The sequence below is a fragment of the Leucobacter komagatae genome (assembly GCF_006716085.1).
In the GTDB taxonomy this organism is placed as follows: domain Bacteria; phylum Actinomycetota; class Actinomycetes; order Actinomycetales; family Microbacteriaceae; genus Leucobacter; species Leucobacter komagatae.
Genome location: NZ_VFON01000001.1, coordinates 3,233,070 through 3,251,509 on the forward strand (window position 1 = coordinate 3,233,070; position 18,440 = coordinate 3,251,509).

Sequence of the window (18,440 nt, forward strand, 5' to 3'; positions counted from 1 at the left end):
ACAACTTCTCTGATTGATTTGTGACGAATCCGGTCGCACCTACGACCTATTCGTAGAGCGACGTTCTTCGCTCGAACAGACGGCGCGGCCGTTCGGGCCACGCCACCAATGAGAGGACACTCTGATGGCTACCGAAGAGAAGAACACTAACGCCCCTGCGACTGCCGAGGCCGCTGCCGCCTCACGTTCGGCTCAGGCGCCCGCTACCTCCTCCCGCGTTGACCGAGTGCAGTTCTCGCACTCGTCAGGCGAAGAAACCCCCTCCGAGGGGCGCACCATCGTCGCAGAGGGCGTCGTCGCAAAGATCGCTGGCATCGCCGCACGCGAGGTCTCCGGGGTCTACGCGCTCGGCGGCGGCGGGGCGCGCGCCCTCGGCGCGATCAGGGACGCAATGAACGCGACCGACCTCACGCAGGGCGTGAAGGTTGAGGTCGGTGAGACGCAGGCTGCCGCAGACATCACGATCGTTGTCGACTACCCGGCCCCCATCCAGGAGGTCGCCGAGAACGTGCGCAGCGCCGTCGCGGGCGCCATTAGCCGCATGGTCGGGCTCGAGGTGGTCGAGGTGAACATCGACGTGAACGATGTCCACCTGCCGAGCGACGACGCTGACGACGACGAAGAGTCGCGCGTCTCATGAGCGCCACCGTCACCGGGGCGGCCATAGGCGCTGTGCTCGCCTTCGCGGGGCTCGTGTTCGGGTTCTGGGGCTTCCTGCTCGTCGCGATCCTTATGGGCCTCGGCGCCCTCGCGGGGCGCGTCGTGTCTGGCGAGCTTGACCTACGGGCACTCGCGGGCGTCTTCACAGGCAGGCGAACCTCGTCATGAGCGCCGCGGCCGTTGAAGCGCCAAGCCGTGCGACGGTCGACCCCCACAGCGACACTCGGGGCGCCATCCGCGTCCAACCAAGAGCGCTTGAAAAAGCAGTCCGCGAGGCAGCGGCGACGTGTGCAGGGGCGCCGCGTGGCGACGTTCGAGTCGAACTCGCGGAGTGGGGCGGCGCCCTGACGGTTCGGATCGCCACAAAGTTGCCGATACCCGCGCTCGAACGCACCGAGGCCGTGCTGGCCGAGACACCCATAGTCGAGCGCGTTCGCGCGATGCAGCACGCGCTCGTTCGTGATCTCGCTCACCTCACAGGGCGCGACATTCGGCGAGTTTCGGTGACCGTTACTGGCGCGATCATCCCCGAACGAAAGCGGGTGAGATAAATGGCACACGATGTCCTCACGAGGGTCGTGCGACGGGAGACACACTCACCGCGCACGGTCGCCACGGTCGCCACGCTCGCCGTTGTCGTGGCTCTTGCGGTGTACGTCGGGATCGAGCTCGTACTGCACCTTCTCGGAGCTGCGCCGCTGCTCGCAAGGCCAGCGGAGGCGCTCGACTGGGTCGCTGCAGCCCCCTTTGAGAGCGCCGGAACGATGGCCATGGCAGCTGTCGTCGCTGTGCTCGGCCTCGTGCTCGTCGTGCTTGCGATCACGCCCGGCCGGCGGTCTCGACACGAGATCATGGGGCCTCCCCACGCCGTCGTCGTGGACAACGGCGTGGTCGCTGCGGCTGTCGCCGACAGGGTACGCCGAGAGCTCGACCTCTCGGCGGGAGGGGCGACCGTTGGCATTGCGCACCGCAGTGCTGACGTCACCGTGCGGCCCGAGCCCGGCCAGGTGATCGAACCCGCTCGCGTACGTGAGATCGCGGCCGACGAGCTCGCGGGGTACGGCCTCACCCCGCGCGTGCGGGTTCGAGCGCGCGTGCTCTCGAAAGCGCCGGAGGGAGATACCGCATGAACGCAACGAATCGCGCGGTGAACCGCATCGTGCTGTGCGTCGTCGGGCTCGCACTCTTCGCCGCAGGAGCGATCACCGCAGCCGCAGCCGTCTCACCGGACGCGCGACGGTTCTGGGAGTCATTCGTTGACGGCGCTGGAAAGTGGCTCGTCGATACTGACGCGGCAACACGAATTCACGAATCGACGACGCTGAGCTGGCTCTCAGCCGGAGTGCTGGCGCTACTCGTCGTCATCGTCACCGTGGCCGTCATCATCGTTCTCCGGCTCGGCGGGGGTCGCAGCAGCACCGTGACCCGATCTGAGGCGATCGACGGCGCGATTGGCCCCGTGACGGTGTTGCAGGGGTTCGCGCAGGACGCGCTCGGAGAATCGCTTCACCGCGACGAGAGCATCCTCGCCGCGAAGGTCACCACGAGCCGTATCCGGGGGGAAGACGTGCTGCACGTCGCTGTGACCCCAAGACAAAACGCGTCACCCATCATCACTGCACGGACAGTGACGACACTCGTCGACAACCTCGCCAGGTTGACCGGAGCTAAGACTCCGACCTTCGTGTCGATACACGCGGGCCTGCGGTCGAAGCTCGCCGCAGACCAGGCTAGGGTGCGCTAGCCCCGTTCGGCGGGGAACGGCGCTGAGGGAGAGGAAGAGCATGTTGAAGAACTTGATGATCGTCGCAGTGATTGGTGCGGCGGCCTACTGGGTCGGCGTGGAGTCAGCCAAGTCGCGAGGCAAGAACTACGAAGATCTTCGCCATCAGATCGAACGCTTGTGGACGAGCCCGGAAGCGACGAAAGCGCGGAAGAAGCGGGCGAAGAAGGCGCAGCGTCTCATGAAGAAAGCCCAGAAGCGGGTGCTGAGCGCGTAGCGCCGGTACCCGCGTCTCACCCATCACCATCACTACCACCACCAAACAGGAGGACACGATGAGCGCAGGAGACAAGATCAAAGCCCCGGGTGCGCTTGAAGCCGTCACGGACACGTTTACGGACTAACGCGCTCGGGGCGAGGCTCAAACAGCCCCACCCCGAGGTCGCCTTGGCTGTGGAATCCCCACAGCCAAGGCGACCAGAACAGCTTCGATATACGGAAACAGACAAACTCAGGCCCACTGAACGGTCGCCTACCGAGGATGGACATAGCAGCTTTCGGGCCGCACACAGACTCCGCAGAACGGCCAGCGCCACGAGGGGAGCGATGGATGAGGGAAGAGCAGCACCGCGATGAGTTCGCTGCGGCCACCGACAGGATCCTCGCCGGGCGCGCTGCTGACGGAGACGCCGAGGCATTCGCCGCGCTCGTGCGAAGATACGCGCCCATGATGAGCGCCTACGCCAGGCGAATCTTGCCGGGTACATCCGAAATCGATGATGTCGTCCAGGAGACGTTCATCACCGCGTGGGAGCAGCTGTCAACCCTTGAGCGCCCGGAACAGGTGAAGAGCTGGCTCATGAGAATCACGAGCCGGAAAGCGATCGACCGAATCAGGGCAACCAAAGTACACTCCGATTTCCAGGAGGTGGAGATCTCGGTGCCGCAGGCATCGGACCCGCCCCGCCGCGCTGAAGCTAGCGCGGGGGTTGCGGCGCTCGGCGAGGCGCTCGGCGAACTGCCTGATCGTGAACGTCAGTGCTGGGTGCTCCGAGAAATCGGCGGCCACAGCTACGAGGAGATCTCTGAGGAACTCGGGATCCCGCTTTCCACGGTGCGCGGGCAACTCGCGCGCGCCCGCAAACACATTATTGTTCGAATGGAGGAGTGGCGATGAATGCTTCGGACCATCGCGAGCTCCTCGGGCTAGGCCCCGAAGATCTTGATGGGTTTACCATCGAGGAGCTCTCCGACTACATGGAGGCGAACCGCACGCCCCCTGATTCACGCATAGAACAGTCAGCGGGTTGCCAGCTCGCCCTCGACGCACTTGAACGGTTGAAACGGGTAACACCCAGGTTGCTCGAAGCCGACGCGGCGGCCGCGCCGCCGATCGACGAGGGGTGGGTGCAGGGAGTGCTCGCGGGCCTCCGGCTCGACGCCCGGGCCGGGCGACGGATGCCCCTTGCGTCGTCAGCCACCAACGCCGACATCGGGATCACGGAGGGCGCCCTCAGAGCCATCGTTCGCAGCGCCGAACGAGTCGTGCCGGGAGTGTTCATTGGGAAGTGTGGGTTTCAAGGCGACATCACCGAGATCGGCGCCGCCGCCCGCGTAACCGTGGAGCTCAGTGTGCCGTTTGGGACATCGATTCCCCTGGCCGCCCGGGCCATTCGCGACGCGATTCACACGCGACTCGCGACCCACACAACACTGCGTATTGAGGGCGTGGACGTCGCTGTGCACGACATCCACCACATCCCACACCAGACAGAGAACGGACCATGAGTCAGGCACTTGAAGAACCCCTAGAACAAGCCCTTGAGCGCGCCATACGAGACGTGCCCGGGGTAACTGCTGTATTTCGGGCCGGGTCACCGCTCGGGAAGGTTATCGAGGCAAGCGGCGAACTGCTGCGCGGCGAGCGGCGCCCTGGCTCGCTCGTGAAGGTCTCACGCACCGACGATGTTGTTGTCGCGATTGAAGTCGAGCTCGGGGTGAGCTCAGAAGCCAGCAGCGTGGATACCCTCGAGCGCGTCTACGCCGCTGTACTGGTGCTGTTGAGCACGCAGGGTCTCGAGCCCGGGCTCATTCGGCTGACGGTTGTGCACATCAGTGGCGAGGGCGCGGGGCTGTAGGGCTGCGCCCTCGAGGCCTCGGGGGCCTCGGCGCCCAGTCAGCTCGCGTAACATTGACGCAATGACCGAGACACCCGCTGAGGCAACGCCCGACGAGAGCGCAATCGACCCCGCGGACCTCGAAACAGCGCTGCGCGTGATCGCTGCGGCATCGAAGCTGCCGAGCGAGCACGCCGACGTCGTGGCGATCCGGCGCGCGACGTCAGCGATGTACAAAGCGGCGAAGAGCGAGCGGCGCCGGGTGCAGCGCAACGAGATCGCTGAGGCGAACCGCGCGGTGATCGAAGCGACCGCGACGGGTGCGCCCGACCGGATCGATGACGAAACCCGCGGCCTCACCCTCGCCGCGACGTCGGAGGCGAAGTACGTGGGCGAACTGCGCAAGGCGCAGGCCTGCTACATCTGCAAGCAGCCGTACACGAAGGTCGAGTCGTTTTACCACCAGCTCTGCCCGAGCTGCGCCGAGTTCAGCCACGGCAAGCGCAACGCCCGCACCGACCTCACCGGCAAGCGCGCGCTGCTCACCGGCGGGCGCGCGAAGATCGGAATGCACATCGCGCTCAGGCTGCTGCGGGACGGCGCGCACACGACGATCACGACCCGCTTCCCGCGCGACGCCGCGCGCAGGTTCGCGTCGCTGCCGGACTCGGCCGACTGGATCGACCGCCTCCGAATCGTCGGCATCGACCTGCGCGACCCCTCGCAGGTTGTCAGGCTCGCGGATTCCGTCGCTGCCCGCGGACCGCTCGACATCCTCATCAACAACGCGGCGCAGACCGTGCGCCGGTCGCCCGGATCGTACTCGCTGCTCGCCGACGCCGAGTCGCAGCCGCTGCCCGCAGGCGTCTTCCCCGAGACCGAGTCGCTCGGCCACCCGGCCGAGCTGCACCCGCGCGCGCTGCAGTCGTCGGTCGGGGCCGACGGCGCCGTCTCACTCGATACGTTCTCGCCGGCGCTCCTCACGGGCACGGTCGCCGCGGGAATTGAACAGGGCCGCAGCGCCGATGACCTCACGGCGCTCGCGATGGCCGCCGGATCCTCCTCCCTCGAGAAGCACGCCGACGGTTCGGCGATCGACGCGGGCGGCCTCGTGCCCGACGTTGCCCACGTGAACAGCTGGGTACAGCACGTCCAAGAGGTCGACCCGATCGAGATGCTCGAGGTGCAGCTGTGCAACTCGACGGCGCCCTTCATTCTCATCAGCCGACTGCGCGCCTCGATGGCCGCGTCGCCCGCTCGCCGTACCTACGTCGTGAACGTCTCCGCGATGGAGGGGCAGTTCTCTCGCAAGTACAAGGGCCCGGGCCACCCCCACACGAACATGGCGAAGGCCGCTCTGAACATGCTCACCCGCACGAGCGCGGAGGAGATGTTCGAGACCGACGGCATCCTCATGACCGCCGTCGACACCGGGTGGATCACCGACGAGCGCCCGCACTACACGAAGGTGCGCCTGGCCGAAGAAGGCTTCCACGCCCCGCTCGACCTCGTCGACGGCGCCGCCCGCGTGTACGACCCGATCGTGCGCGGCGAGGCAGGCGAAGACCTCTACGGCTGCTTCGTGAAGGACTACGAGCCGAGCGCCTGGTAGACCGCCGCGTTTTCCCACGTTGAGCGGCGCGCGGTAGGGAATAATGTGACTATGCACGCCGCGTCCCGCCTCCCGCACGTCGTGCGGGGGACGACAGCGGCGGCGGTCGCGACATTCGTCGCACTGTTCTCGCACGTGCTCGCCGGCGGCGCGATGCCCGAGCCGCTCGGCATCTGCGTGCCGTTCGTGCTCTCGCTGCTCGTGAGCGTGCTGCTCGCGGGCCGCAAGCTGTCGCTCACGAGGCTGTCGCTGTCGGTGATCGCGAGCCAGACACTGTTCCACACCCTCTTCGTGCTCGGTGCGCCGAGCGCGGGCGGTGCTGGCGCCGGGGCCGCCGGCGGAGCGGTGATGAGCGGCCACCAGCACCACGGGCAGATGATGATGCCTCCTGCAGCCGGTTCATCTGCGATGACCGACCACACCGCGATGCTCATCCAGGGCGACGCCGTCATGTGGCTCTCGCACCTCGCTGGCGCCGCGGTGACGATCCTCTTCCTCTACCGCGGTGAGCAGACGATCCACCAGCTCCGAGCGCTCGCCGAGCGATTCATCGCGTGGGCGCAGCACGGCCTCGCGGCCCCGCTGCGCGTGCCCGCCGTGTTCCGCGAGTTGCCGGGGCGCACGGGGCAGCCCACCACGACCGCCGGCTGGGCGGTACTCACCCAGCTCACCGCGTCAACGCGCAGCCTTCGCGGGCCACCCGCAGTGCCAGGGATCGCCAGCTAGCACCGCCCGACTTCGGGCCGGCCGGTGCGGCCCCGGCGACCCCTCTCAGCATTTCCAACCACTGCCGCTCGGTTCTTCCGGAGCGGCGCCCGGCCTGCGCCGATTTCGTGTGCGCGGCCGGAGAATTTGCATGCTTGAAAGGCACACAATGTTGAACACTCATATTCGCGCGACCCGTTTTACTGTGGCGTGTGGCATCGCGCTCCTCGCACTCACCGGGTGCTCGGCCGGCGAGGCCGCGACCGGCTCCGGCATACACGCCGGGGAACACTCCGGTGAGGCCGGCGCGCACCCCGCGGCTGACTCTGTGACGATCGAGGAGGCCTGGGTCAAGTCGGCTGAGCAGGGCGAGATGACGGCCGCTTTCGGCCTGCTGAAGAACTCGAGCGAGACCGACGCAAACATCGTCTCGGTCACCTCGACCGCGTCACCGATGATGGAACTGCACGAGACCGTCGCGAACGAGTCGGGCCAGATGGTGATGCGCGAGGTCGAGGGCGGCTTCGTCATCCCAGCCAAGGGGCAGTTCAGCCTCGAGCCCGCGGGCAACCACATCATGATCATGGGGCTGCCGAAGGCAGTGACCGCGGGCGAAGACATCACGTTCACGCTCGAGTTCGCTGACGGCTCGAAGCTCGACTTCACCGCGATCGTGAAGGACTACGCGGGCGCCAACGAGAACTACGAGGGCGACCACGGTAGCCACGACGCGCACGGCGGGGCCGAGGAGCACGCTGAGCACGACGCGCACAGCGGGCACTGAGGATCGCGATGACGACCTCAACCGCACCCTCAGAGGCGGCGCCGCGCGCCCCGCACGGCCCGCCAAACGGCCAGAGGCCAAAGCCCCAGCGGGGCTGGTTCGCCCAGCTCCTCCTCCGGCTGCACTTCTACGCGGGCGTGCTCGTCGGCCCGTTCATCTTGATCGCCGCGGTGTCGGGAGGGCTCTACGCCCTCACGCCCGTGATCGAGAAGGCCGTGTATGCGCACGAGCTGCGGGCGCCGGTCTCGGACACGCAGCTCTCGCTCGCCGAGCAGATTCGCGCCGCTCAGCAGTACGTCGGAGACGACGTCGCGCCGAGCGCGGTTCGGCCCGCGCCAGAGCCGGGAGCTACCACCCGAGTACTGTTTGCTGACGCCTCGCTCGGCGGCAGTGAGTCACGGGCGGTGTTCATCGACCCGGCGACGGCCGAGATCCGCGGTGACCTGACGGTCTACGGTACGAGCGGCGCACTGCCACTGCGCACCTGGGTCGACAACCTGCATCGCAACCTCAACCTCGGCGAGCCGGGCCGCTTCTACAGCGAGCTCGCCGCGTCGTGGCTCGGGATCATCGCGCTCGCGGGCCTCGGGCTCTGGATCGTGCGCATCAGAAAGTCGCGCACGAAGAAGGACTTCGTGCGCCCGAACCGCGCGTACCGGGGATACCGGAAGACACTGAGCTGGCACACGTCGGTCGGCATCTGGGTGCTGCTTGGCGCACTGTTCCTGTCTGCGACCGGCATCACCTGGTCGCAGTACGCGGGCGGCAACGTCGGGGTCGTGCGCGCGGCGCTCGGCGGTGGGACTCCCGCGCTCACGACGAGCCTCGACGGCGCAGCGTCCTCGGGCGACGAGCACGCGCACCACCACGGGCCCGTCGCCGCGCCGACAGGCGAGGCGAACCCCGACACGTTCGACGCGATGCTCGCGATCGCGCAGCGCATCAACGTGAACACGGGCCTCGTTGAGATCACACCGCCGGCCGAGCCGGGTCAGGCCTGGGTCATGAAAGAGATCCAGGCCGCGTTCCCGACCGAGGTTGACCAGGTCGCGATCAATGGCAGCACGATGGAGGTGATCGACAGGCTCGACTTCGCGGACTACCCGCCGCTCGCGAAGCTCAGCCGGTGGGGGATCGACCTGCACATGGGAGCAATGTTCGGGCTCTTCAACCAGCTCGTCCTGTTCCTCATCGCCGCGGGCATCGCAACCCTCGTCGTGCTCGGCTACCTCATGTGGTGGCGCAGGCGACCGACGCGCACCTCGCCGCTCGAATTCGCGAGCCCGCCGCGCCGCGGCGTCGTTCGCGAAGCCCCGTGGTGGGGGATCGGGGCCGTGGCCGTCGCAGCGATCGGGATCGGCGTGCTGCTCCCGTTCGTCGGCTGGACGCTCCTCGCGTTCGTGATCATCGACACCGTCATCGGCGTGGTGAGGGCGCGCCGAGCAACGGCCGCATAGGCGCGGTGGGGTGGGCCTGATCGTCAGGCCCACCCCGCCGTGGTCTTCCGAGAACGCTCTGGTCGAGGCCAGGGCGATACTGTAATCTTCAAGACCGCAGACCTCGGGAGGGAGGGGCCATGAGCGTGAATGTTGCGGACTCGATTGATCGCCAGATCATCGATGCCCTACGCACAAACGGCCGGCGCCCTTTTCGGCAGATCGCCTCAGACTTGGGCGTGAGCGAATCAACCGTGAGGTCACGGTTTGCGCGCCTCTCGGAACTCGGGATCTTGCAGGTCGTGGGGCTCGCAGACCTCCACGGTGTTGGGGCGGTCGAGGGACACGTCTCGGTGCAGGTCGTCGGTGGGGCGGCGAGGCAGCTCGCGCAAGAGCTCGCTCAACGAGCCGAAGTGAAACTTGTTGCCGCGGCGATCGGTGCTGCCGACCTCATCCTCGACGTTGCGTTCCAGAATCTTGGCGACTTCCACCGATTCATCAACATTGAGCTACCTGCGTACGAGGGCGTTCGGAGGATTGAGTATGTTCGCACGGGGGAACTCGTGAAGGACTCGTATGTGTGGGCGAAGTGAGTTAGACGCGTGTTCGGTGTTGACCAGTGCCACCGCGCAGGCCCCGCCACGAATGGTCTTTCTCAAAACTCGTGAGCACTGACGTTCGAATGTCGCTGATGCCAGCGATCGAGCGAACGGTGTCGAGTACGCGCTGCGACTCGGCGAGCGTTCCGCAGGTGAGCTCGACGTAGATCTCGTGCGAACCAACTCCAGAGGCCACGCGGTTCGTGTGGTGCAACTGCGCGAGTGCGAGGCAGACCTCCTCAACGCGTGACGGGTGTTCGACCGTCACGAACAGTCGCAGTGCCTGCATGCCGAGGGAGATCGGGTTGCAGAGCGCGACGATGACGAGAATATCGTTGTCGATCATCCGCTGCACGCGGTTTCGAATCGTTGCCTCGCTGAGGTTAAGCTTGGCCGCGATCGCCGTGAACGGGGTTCGGCCGTCGCGGCCAAGTATGGTCAGGATCGATGCGTCGTGGTCGTCGAGCATCTCCTGGACCTCGGCTTTCTCTTCTGGGGACCGCTCGGTATTCGAGCGCTAGTGATTCGTGGCGTGTACCTCATCGTAAATGCGGAAGGCCTCGGCGACCTGCACGCTGTTCGACGCGATCTCGCCGCGCTCGTCGCTCACGACGTCCTCGATTCCGACTCGTACCTCGACGCCGTCTTCGATCGCGGCCCGAACGACGGGCCAGGTTGTGCCCTCGAGCCCGTGGTAGAGGAGAGGCGCGGTGACACCGCCCGCGCGCAACGCCGCCGCCATCTCTCGACAATCACGAACAGCCTGATCAGGGTCTTCAGCGAGTGGCTCGATGAGAACGCGGACGTTGAGGTGCAGGGTGGGCGAGGCGAGGAGCGCCGGGATGTCGTCCATGGACCACACCGCGCTCTCAAGGATCATCCCGCGGTCGACGACCGCCTGAGCGGCCTCAGCCGCCCCCTCCTCGCAAAAAGCCACAGAGGCAAAGTCTGGGAGCCACTCCGTCTCCCACGAGCGGATCTTGTTCATGCGATCGTCGTGACCAGCGCAGGTCCACAGCCCCGTTGTCGTGCCCACGACGATCGCGGGATCCTGCTCGCGAACCGCTCGCACCATCGCAGCGATGTGTTCGGGATCAATCGTCTGGCCACCGTCAGGTGTGCGGGCGTGAGCGTGCACGACGTTGGCCCCCGCCCGCACCGAAGCGGCGGCCTCGGCAGCAATCTCTTGGACAGAGATTGGCACGAGCGGGGTTTCTGTGATCTCGCGGCCGCCGTTGACCGCGGCCTTGATGAACAGCTTCGGCTTGACGGAGTAGTCGAGCGCGATGCGGCGGTTCGCGAGGGCGGGGAGAGTGCGGCGCACCTGCGCGGTTCGGGACGTCGTCGCGTCGGCCGAGCACCATGCCGTGTCAGTGTCGCCCGCCGCTGCCACCACGACGCCGAGGGGGTCGATGACGACGCTCGCCGCGATGCAGTCGTCGGCCGAGTTGCCGCTCGCGGCCAGCCAGGTGGTGCTCTCGATGGCCCTGGCTCGCAGCAGTGTGCTCCAGTGATCTTCCTTGCCCCTTCCGGCCATCCACGCGGCGCTCACCGCGATGAGTTCAGCACCCCTGTCGACGAGTGACCGGGTGAGCTCAGGGAAACGAAGGTCGTAGCAGTTCACGAGCCCAACGCGCGTTCCGCCCAGCTCGACGACGGGAGGGAGATCTTCGCCTGGCTGGATACGGTTCGACTCTTGGTACGCGAACGCGTCATAGAGGTGAAGCTTGCGGTAGCTGCCCCGCACGGTGCCGTCGGTGTCGACTGCGAGAATGGTGTTGAAGGGGCGGCTGAGACCACTCGGCTCGACACCCGAGGCAGTGAGCGCGATGCCGTGCTCCTTCGCGATGCGGCGGAGACCGTCACGGAAGGCATCCCAGTGGTCGGCCGCAAACGCCGCGAGTGAGCCCTCAATCAGGCCCGTTTGCACCATCGCCTCCTCGGGGAGCACGAGGAGCCGGTTTCCCGCCGACGCCGCCTCGTGGGCGAGCGCTTCAATCTGCGCAAGGTTTTCGTGGAGGTCAGCCGTGGGCGCGAACTGCGCTGCTGCAATTTTCATGGGGTTCCGATCGTCTGTGGAGGGGTGCCGCGGGTGCATGGAGGGCCGCGGGAACGGCACTCATTCTTGCGCCAGGCGGCGGGCAAAAGCCCGCCGAATTTCGAATTCCGTGGTTTTTGAAACCGAAATCGCATCTCATCGCAGAACTCGCAACACAAGTGGTTCTGCACCGTTGTTGGCGACTCGGCCGAAACATATGATGGGGGCCTCCACAACTGCAGAAATGTGGAGAAGCACAACATGACAATGTTCGGCTACTCGGAGTATCGCTCCGAGGTCCTCGGGAACATCCTGCGGGCACAGCAGAAAGGTAATGGAGCCTTGAAACACAAGAACGGTTCTCCCCGAAAGGCGAGAGCACTGAAAGTCGCAGCCCTCGGGCTTGCCGCGGCCTTCACCCTGGCAGGGTGCGCTTCGGCACCCGCTGGTGAAACACAAGAGGCCGCATCGGGCGGCATTGCTGTAGTCGCGCTCACGCAGGAGCCGGGGATGCTGAGCCCAATGTTCAGCACGCAGAGTGGGTCAAACCTCACCTACGCGTTCGTTGTCGAACCGCTGTTCACAACACTCGACTCGGGCGAGCGCGTGCCCAACCTCGCGTCAGAGATCCCTACCAAAGACAACGGGCTGATCAGCGACGACGGCCTCACCGTCACCTACACGCTTCACGAGGGCATCACCTGGTCAGACGGTGAGCCGTTCACGGCTGATGACCTCGCGTTCACGATCGATGTCACCAAAGAACCAGACACGGTCGCCATTCCCGATGCTGAGTACGCCGCCATCGCGTCGTACACCGTGAACGACCCGCAGACCATTTCGGTCCAGTTCACAACAACGCAGCCGAACTACCTGAACCTCTTCAAACAGGTTCTGCCGAAGCACCGTTTCGAGGGCACGAGTATTAGCTCTGACGACCCTGAGCTGCGCGAGCCGACCGGCACCGGCCCCTTCGCTATCAGCGAATGGAGCTCGGGCAACGAGATCAAGTTCACGCGCAACGAAAACTACTGGCGTAAAGACTCGCAGCCGAAGCTCGACGGCGTGACCGTGAAGATCAACCCCGATCTCACAACCGCCGTCAACGGGTTTACGCGCGGTGAGTTCGATCTGGTCTTCGGGCTCACGGCGGGCGACCTCGACGAGGTTGCCGCGGCCGTCGACTCCGGGGCGCCGATTGAACTGCACGAGAAGCCAGAGAACACAGGGTTCGTCGAGTGGCTGTGGATCAACAACTCAGACAAGGGGCAGCTTGGCACGCCCCACCCCGTGCTGGGTGACCCCGCCATGCGCGAAGCAATTGACTACGCGATCGACCGCGAAGGAGTACTTGCTGATGTGCTCGGCGGGTTTGGCACCCTCAGCAATTCGCTGGTGTACGCGGGCTTCGGCGGCGAGCTCACGAAGACGGTGCCGTTTGACACGGCCAAGGCGAACGGGATTCTCGACAAGGCAGGTTGGGCGCTCGGCTCGGACGGTATCCGCGCCAAAGACGGCATCCGAGCATCGGTGAAGTTCCAGACGATCAGCGGGGACGAGGTGCGCGCCCTCTATCAGCAGGTCATCCAGCAGAACCTCAAAGAGATCGGGGTCGAGACCGTCATTGAGAACGTGCCGTCAAACCTCATGTTTGGCGATGCCAAAGACGGCGGGCTGCTCGCGACCGGGAACTTCGACATCATGATGTCGCGGGCCGGCAAACTCCCAGACCCGACCGAGTGGATGATGGAGTTCGTATCCTCGCAGATTCCTGACGGCCCCGAGGATTCCGGCTACTCCTACGCGTGGTGGAGCAGCCCCGAGTACGACGCCCTCTTCGCTACGGTCGCGTCAGAGATGGACCCGGCCCTCCGCGAGGACGCAGTGCACCAGGCCAACGCACTGTTTGCGAGCGAACGCCCCGCGATCCCGATCTATGCCGCTCCCACCGCGTGGGCATGGTCGACGGAGCTCACGGGCGTGACCGATGACTCGTGGAATGGCCCGTGGGATACGACGAGCTCGGTCAACTGGGCCTTTACCGGAGCGAGTGAGTAGTACTGATGAGTTCATACCTCCTGCGGCGACTTCTGCAGTCGATCCCGCTGCTTTTCGGAATCAGCGTGCTGGTGTTTCTGCTCATGCAGATGACACCCGGCGGGCCGATGTCCGTCGGGGAAGGTAATGCATCTGCGGCCACGGCCGCGCAACTCGAACGGTTGCGCGGCCGGTACGGCCTCGATGATCCGCTCATCATGCAGTACTTCAACTGGCTCCGAGGCGTGGTCACCGGCGACTGGGGGAGCTCGTACCTCACCGGCCGCCCCGTCCTCGAAGTAATCGGCGAGCGGGTGCCTACAACGCTGTTGCTCACCCTCACCGCCTTTGTCTTGTCGCTCATCTTCGCCTTGCTGATTGGCGTTCAGTCAGGGGTGAAGAAGGACGGCTGGTTTGACCACCTCGCGACCGGGCTTACCTACGCCGGGCTCGCCGTGCCAGGGTTCTGGCTCGCGCTCATGCTGATCTTCATCTTCTCGTATAGCCTCGGGTGGCTGCCAAGCTCGGGGTTGCGCGACCTTCGAGCCTCGCACGATGGAGCGGGGGCGGCGCTCGATCTCGCGAAACACTTGGTGCTGCCAGTGCTGTCGCTCGTGCTCGTTTCAATCGCGGGGCTCGCCCGCCACGTGCGCTCCTCGGTCATTGAGGTCCTCGACAAAGACTACATTCGCTCAGCTCGGGCGAGCGGCCTCCCCGAGCGCATGGTGATTCAGAGCCACGTGCTGAAGAACGCGTCGCTGCCGGTCGTCACTATTGCGGTGCTCATGCTCCCCGAACTCTTCCTCGGCGCGGTGGTGACCGAGACGATCTTCGGCTTGCCCGGCATGGGGCGCCTCTTTGTTGAATCGGCAGACATGCGCGACTACCCGGTGCTCCTCGGCATCCTCATGATCGCCGCCCTTCTCGTGCTTCTCGCGAACCTCATCGCCGATGTTGTGTACAGCCGGCTCGACCCAAGGATCAGCTATGAATAGGACTGCTGCACCAAAAACCCAGGTGGTGCCCGTCGGGCGTCAGACGGATACGGAGTTCTTCGCGCTCTTCTGGCGCAACAAGCCAGCGCGGTTCGGCCTCATCGCCTTCGCATCGATTGTGTTGCTCGTCATCGTCGGTCCGTTTGTCGTGCCGTTCACCCCCGAACAAATCGACCTTTCGGCGAAGGGGCAGGCGCCCTCGCTCGCTCACCTCATGGGAACCGACGAGCTTGGTCGAGACGTGCTGGCTCGCGTGCTTGACGGTGGACGACTCACGATCTTGGTCGCGGTCATCGCCGTAGGCGTGGCGATCACGCTCGGTATCATCGTCGGGGCGCTCGCCGGCTACTTCGGCGGTTGGATCGACAACCTGCTCATGCGCATCGCCGACGTGTTCTACTCGATGCCCGCGCTCTTCGTCGTGATCTTGCTCGTCGCCCTGATCGGCCCCGGGTTCGGGTCGATTATCCTCGCGATTTCTGCTTTCAGCTGGATGACGACGGCCCGGCTCTTACGAGCAAGTATTCTCAGCCTGAAGAAGTCAGACTTTGTGCAGGCTGCGCGCGGCCTCGGCGCGACGGATCTCCGGCTCATCGTGCTCCACATCCTGCCGAACGCGCTCGCACCAATCTTTGTCGCTGCAACGCTCGGTATCGCCTCTGCAGTGCTCACCGAGTCGGCGCTCTCGTTCCTTGGTCTCGGCTTCCAGGCACCCCAGGCAACTTGGGGCGGCCTCCTTGAGGAGGCACAGCGCGCCGTCATCAGCGGCGGCCAATGGTGGAGGGGGCTCTTCCCCGGGATCATGATCTTCCTCGTGATCCTCTCGGTCAACTTCATCGGCGAGGGCCTCAACCAGGCCATCCAGGGGCGGAAGGAGCACACCTCGTGAGCTCACCACATCTTGAAATTGAGAACCTGACGATTGGGTTTGAATCGAGCGGTCGCGTGCTGGTCGAAGGTGTCTCGATCATCGTCGAGCGGGGCAACGCGACCGCGCTCGTCGGCGAGAGCGGCTCGGGCAAAACGCTCAGCATGCTCGCTGTCATGGGCCTGCTCCCGGAAGGAATCACGGTCTTGGGTGGTGATGTCAGGCTCGACGGCACCAGCCTACTCAGCCTCGACCCGCGAGCGCGCAGGCGGCTCAACGGCAGTGAGATCGGTCTCGTGCCGCAAGACGCGATGGCAGCGCTGAACCCGACGCTCGATATCCAAACGCAGTTCGAGCTTGTGCTTCGCACGCACCTGCGGATGAGCAAGGCCGCTTCCCGGAAGCGTACGGTCGAGCTCCTCGACCAGGTCGGTATCCCTGAACCGGAGTCCAAGCTGAAGCGCTACGCCCACGAATTCTCCGGCGGGCAGCGGCAGCGTGTGATGATCGCGCTGGCGCTGAGTTGCGGGCCGAAGATGCTCATCGCTGACGAACCGACCACAGCGCTCGATGTGACCATCCAACAACAGATTCTCGATCTCGTGGCCCGACTCCGCGAAGAACTCGACATGACTGTGATGTGGATCACCCACGACCTCGGTGTGGTCGCGGGCCTGGCAGACGACGTTGCCGTGCTGCGCAGCGGAAAGCTCGTCGAGCACGGCAGCGCAGAGCAGATCTTCTTTGCCTCAGAGCACGACTACACCAGACAACTGCTCGCGGCCACTCCAACGCTGTTTGACGGGGCCCCAGATTCGGAAGGCGCTGCGCAATGAACACCGGAGAAACGCTCGTTGAGGTCGAGAACCTGAGCTATGCCTACCCGAGGCCGCGCGGCCTCTTCCGTCGAAGCACGCCGGCCCCGCCAGCGATCGATGACGTGAGCTTCACCATTGGGCGAGGGGAGATCGTCGCACTCGTCGGCGAGAGCGGGTCAGGCAAGTCGACGATCGGCAGGCTGCTGCTTGGGATGCTGAGGCCGAGTGCCGGGCACGTTCGCTTCGATGGGCAAGACGTGCACGCACTCCGCGGGCGCGAAAGCAGAGCGCACCGCCACAACTACCAGATGGTGTTTCAAGACCCGTACTCGTCGCTGAACCCGAGAATGGGGGTTGGCGATGCGGTCGTCGAAGCGCTACAGATCACCGGTACCCTCCCCGCGAGTGAGCGCGAAGCGGTCGCGCGGGAACTGCTCAGCCGCGTGCGCCTCGCTGACGAGATGTTTGACAGGCGCCCAGCCGAGCTCTCTGGCGGGCAACGCCAACGCGTGGGCATTGCTCGGGCCCTCGCCGCTCGCCCCCGACTCCTCGTCGCCGACGAGGCGCTTGCCTCGCTCGACGTCTCGATCCAGGCGCAGATCGCGCAGGTGCTTGGCGAGCTGAACGAACAGGAGGGGCTGTCGATGCTGTTCATCACACACGACCTCGCTATGGCGCGACAGCTCGCCACTCGCATCATCGTCTTGAACAAGGGGCGAATCGTAGAGTCTGGGCCGGCCGCGGAGATCATCAGGTCTCCGCACGATGACTACACCCGAGCATTGATCGACGCCGTGCCGATCGCGAACCCCACGATTGCGCGTGCTCGGCAGCGAGCTCGGCTCGCATCAACTCGCGCGTCGGCAACGCCTGCGTCGCACACCCCTGAAAGGAATCCTCAGTGACCGTATCGTTCCCATTTCACCATTTCGCAGGTTCTCACCACGAGGTCGGGCGCCAGCACGGAGCGGCGTTGCGGCAGCAGATCGCGGTGCACCTCGACAGACTGCAGCGCAGGTTTGAGCGCCAAGGCATCACGATCGCGCAGGCTGAGGCAGCCGCGCTCGACTACCGATCAAGTATCCGCGAAGTCTCTGTTGGTCTTGATGAGGAGATTCACGGGCTTGCTGAAGGCGCCGAAATCACACTCGGAGCGGCCTTCTTGTTGCAGCTGCGCGCCGAGGTGTTCGTGCAGCTTGTCGGCAAGCACGGGGCCGAACAAGAGTGCACGACGTTCGCGATTCTGCCGGAGCGCGGCTCTGAGAATCGGGGCTTCGTTGGGCAGAATGCCGACCTGCCCGCGATGTACCACGACCTGATGACGGTCGTTCGGGTGAGCGTCGATGACGAGCCCGAGCTACTCATGGTGATCCCTGCCGGGCAGATCTCGTACATCGGCATCAATAACGCCGGGCTCGGGGTGTTCGGCAACTACTTGCACTGCGCGAGCTGGCGCGACGGCTTCCCCCGCTACCTGTACACCCGCGTTGCCTTGCGCGAAGCATCAGTCGAAGCGGCCGAAGCTGCGCTGCGACGCCTCCACCGGGCCTCCTCGCGCAACGTCATCATGCTCGATGCCGGCGGTACCGCTGTCGACCTTGAAAACACCGCCGAATCGATGGTGTCGATCCAGCCGGCCCAGGGCTTCCTCGCGCACGCCAATCACTACCTCGACCCCAGCCTGCAGCACAACGAATCGAACCCGTGGCTCGAGAACTCGCAGCTTCGCTACGAGCGGCTCGCTGGCTCGATCGCGGCCGGGGGAACGGACATCGCGCCGCGCGATATCGCTGAGATGCTCCGTGACCGAAGCGACATTGGCAACGAGCTCTCGATCTACCCCGAAGACGATGATCGGGGAGTTGATGAGGAAGACCGGAACATGACGGTGACCTCGGTGATCGCTGAACCCGGTCGCGGGCAGATCTGGGTCGCGAGCGGACCGCCCTCACGTCACGAGTACAGGCGCTTCTCGTTCGCTGACGCGGGAGAGCCCCAGCAACACGGCACGGCTGAGTCCGTGCTCTGACCTCACGACCGAACGAAGG

Annotated in this window: 22 protein-coding genes; 20 read left to right on the forward strand and 2 right to left on the reverse strand. The window is 65.3% G+C overall.

Annotated elements, in window-relative coordinates; all coding sequences use genetic code 11:
• Window positions 1-124: 124 nt before the first annotated feature.
• The 14 genes from FB468_RS14575 (at window position 125) to FB468_RS14640 (ending at window position 9,630) form a co-directional block, all read left to right on the forward strand.
• Window positions 125-640, forward strand: a complete 516-nt coding sequence (locus tag FB468_RS14575) for an Asp23/Gls24 family envelope stress response protein (RefSeq protein WP_141887973.1) — start codon at window positions 125-127, stop codon at window positions 638-640.
• Window positions 637-828: a DUF2273 domain-containing protein gene (locus FB468_RS14580; protein WP_141887974.1), complete on the forward strand. Its 192-nt coding sequence runs from the start codon at window positions 637-639 to the stop codon at window positions 826-828. Before FB468_RS14575 ends, FB468_RS14580 begins: the two co-directional genes overlap by 4 nt.
• On the forward strand, window positions 825-1,211 hold the full coding sequence (locus tag FB468_RS14585; protein ID WP_141887975.1) for an NTP pyrophosphohydrolase: 387 nt from the start codon (window positions 825-827) through the stop codon (window positions 1,209-1,211). The genes FB468_RS14580 and FB468_RS14585 overlap by 4 nt, the downstream gene beginning before the upstream one ends.
• Entirely contained in the window at window positions 1,212-1,790 is a 579-nt protein-coding gene (locus FB468_RS14590) for a DNA/RNA endonuclease G (protein ID WP_141887976.1), read from the forward strand.
• Window positions 1,787-2,404, forward strand: a complete 618-nt coding sequence (locus FB468_RS14595; protein ID WP_141887977.1) for a hypothetical protein — start codon at window positions 1,787-1,789, stop codon at window positions 2,402-2,404. The genes FB468_RS14590 and FB468_RS14595 overlap by 4 nt, the downstream gene beginning before the upstream one ends.
• A gap of 40 nt (window positions 2,405-2,444) precedes the next feature.
• Window positions 2,445-2,660: a hypothetical protein gene (locus FB468_RS14600; RefSeq protein ID WP_141887978.1), complete on the forward strand. Its 216-nt coding sequence runs from the start codon at window positions 2,445-2,447 to the stop codon at window positions 2,658-2,660.
• Window positions 2,661-2,993: 333 nt separating this feature from the next.
• Complete coding sequence (locus tag FB468_RS14605) at window positions 2,994-3,560, forward strand: RNA polymerase sigma factor (RefSeq protein ID WP_141887979.1); 567 nt, start codon at window positions 2,994-2,996, stop codon at window positions 3,558-3,560.
• Window positions 3,557-4,171, forward strand: coding sequence for an Asp23/Gls24 family envelope stress response protein (locus FB468_RS14610; RefSeq protein WP_141887980.1), 615 nt, complete (start codon window positions 3,557-3,559; stop codon window positions 4,169-4,171). Before FB468_RS14605 ends, FB468_RS14610 begins: the two co-directional genes overlap by 4 nt.
• The gene (locus FB468_RS14615; RefSeq protein ID WP_141887981.1) at window positions 4,168-4,521 is read left to right on the forward strand and encodes a hypothetical protein; all 354 of its coding nucleotides are present in this window, start codon (window positions 4,168-4,170) and stop codon (window positions 4,519-4,521) included. The genes FB468_RS14610 and FB468_RS14615 overlap by 4 nt, the downstream gene beginning before the upstream one ends.
• A 61-nt stretch (window positions 4,522-4,582) precedes the next feature.
• The gene (locus FB468_RS14620) at window positions 4,583-6,112 is read left to right on the forward strand and encodes an SDR family NAD(P)-dependent oxidoreductase (RefSeq protein WP_141887982.1); all 1,530 of its coding nucleotides are present in this window, start codon (window positions 4,583-4,585) and stop codon (window positions 6,110-6,112) included.
• 51 nt (window positions 6,113-6,163) lie between these two features.
• On the forward strand, window positions 6,164-6,838 hold the full coding sequence (locus FB468_RS14625; RefSeq protein WP_141887983.1) for a hypothetical protein: 675 nt from the start codon (window positions 6,164-6,166) through the stop codon (window positions 6,836-6,838).
• Between the two features lie 148 nt (window positions 6,839-6,986).
• Complete coding sequence (locus FB468_RS14630) at window positions 6,987-7,601, forward strand: copper chaperone PCu(A)C (RefSeq protein ID WP_141887984.1); 615 nt, start codon at window positions 6,987-6,989, stop codon at window positions 7,599-7,601.
• Window positions 7,602-7,609: 8 nt separating this feature from the next.
• Window positions 7,610-9,058 (forward strand): PepSY-associated TM helix domain-containing protein, encoded by a 1,449-nt coding sequence (locus tag FB468_RS14635; RefSeq protein ID WP_141887985.1) that lies wholly within the window; start codon window positions 7,610-7,612, stop codon window positions 9,056-9,058.
• A 119-nt stretch (window positions 9,059-9,177) separates the two neighbouring features.
• Window positions 9,178-9,630: an Lrp/AsnC family transcriptional regulator gene (locus FB468_RS14640; RefSeq protein WP_141887986.1), complete on the forward strand. Its 453-nt coding sequence runs from the start codon at window positions 9,178-9,180 to the stop codon at window positions 9,628-9,630.
• 1 nt (window position 9,631) lies between these two features.
• Here the strand turns inward: FB468_RS14640 and FB468_RS14645 are convergent, their stop codons facing one another.
• Together FB468_RS14645 and FB468_RS17475 are read right to left on the reverse strand one after the other, a co-directional pair.
• Window positions 9,632-10,105, reverse strand: coding sequence for an Lrp/AsnC family transcriptional regulator (locus tag FB468_RS14645; protein WP_141887987.1), 474 nt, complete (start codon window positions 10,103-10,105; stop codon window positions 9,632-9,634).
• A gap of 48 nt (window positions 10,106-10,153) precedes the next feature.
• Window positions 10,154-11,695, reverse strand: coding sequence for a nitrilase-related carbon-nitrogen hydrolase (locus FB468_RS17475; protein WP_246055912.1), 1,542 nt, complete (start codon window positions 11,693-11,695; stop codon window positions 10,154-10,156).
• Between the two features lie 501 nt (window positions 11,696-12,196).
• Here FB468_RS17475 and FB468_RS14660 point away from each other — a divergent pair.
• From FB468_RS14660 to FB468_RS14685, 6 genes are read left to right on the forward strand one after another with little or no spacing between them, the layout of a single operon-like run.
• Complete coding sequence (locus FB468_RS14660) at window positions 12,197-13,732, forward strand: peptide ABC transporter substrate-binding protein (protein WP_170219757.1); 1,536 nt, start codon at window positions 12,197-12,199, stop codon at window positions 13,730-13,732.
• 5 nt (window positions 13,733-13,737) lie between these two features.
• A complete protein-coding gene (locus FB468_RS14665) occupies window positions 13,738-14,706 on the forward strand; it encodes an ABC transporter permease (RefSeq protein WP_141887989.1) in 969 nt (322 codons plus the stop codon).
• Window positions 14,699-15,595, forward strand: coding sequence for an ABC transporter permease (locus tag FB468_RS14670; protein WP_170219758.1), 897 nt, complete (start codon window positions 14,699-14,701; stop codon window positions 15,593-15,595). The genes FB468_RS14665 and FB468_RS14670 overlap by 8 nt, the downstream gene beginning before the upstream one ends.
• The gene (locus FB468_RS14675; RefSeq protein ID WP_170219759.1) at window positions 15,592-16,410 is read left to right on the forward strand and encodes an ABC transporter ATP-binding protein; all 819 of its coding nucleotides are present in this window, start codon (window positions 15,592-15,594) and stop codon (window positions 16,408-16,410) included. Before FB468_RS14670 ends, FB468_RS14675 begins: the two co-directional genes overlap by 4 nt.
• Window positions 16,407-17,297 carry an ABC transporter ATP-binding protein gene (locus FB468_RS14680; RefSeq protein WP_141887992.1) on the forward strand — a complete coding sequence of 297 codons (891 nt, stop codon included), beginning with the start codon at window positions 16,407-16,409 and terminating at the stop codon, window positions 17,295-17,297. The genes FB468_RS14675 and FB468_RS14680 overlap by 4 nt, the downstream gene beginning before the upstream one ends.
• On the forward strand, window positions 17,294-18,421 hold the full coding sequence (locus tag FB468_RS14685) for a C45 family autoproteolytic acyltransferase/hydrolase (RefSeq protein ID WP_141887993.1): 1,128 nt from the start codon (window positions 17,294-17,296) through the stop codon (window positions 18,419-18,421). The genes FB468_RS14680 and FB468_RS14685 overlap by 4 nt, the downstream gene beginning before the upstream one ends.
• The last annotated feature ends 19 nt before the right edge of the window (window positions 18,422-18,440 follow it).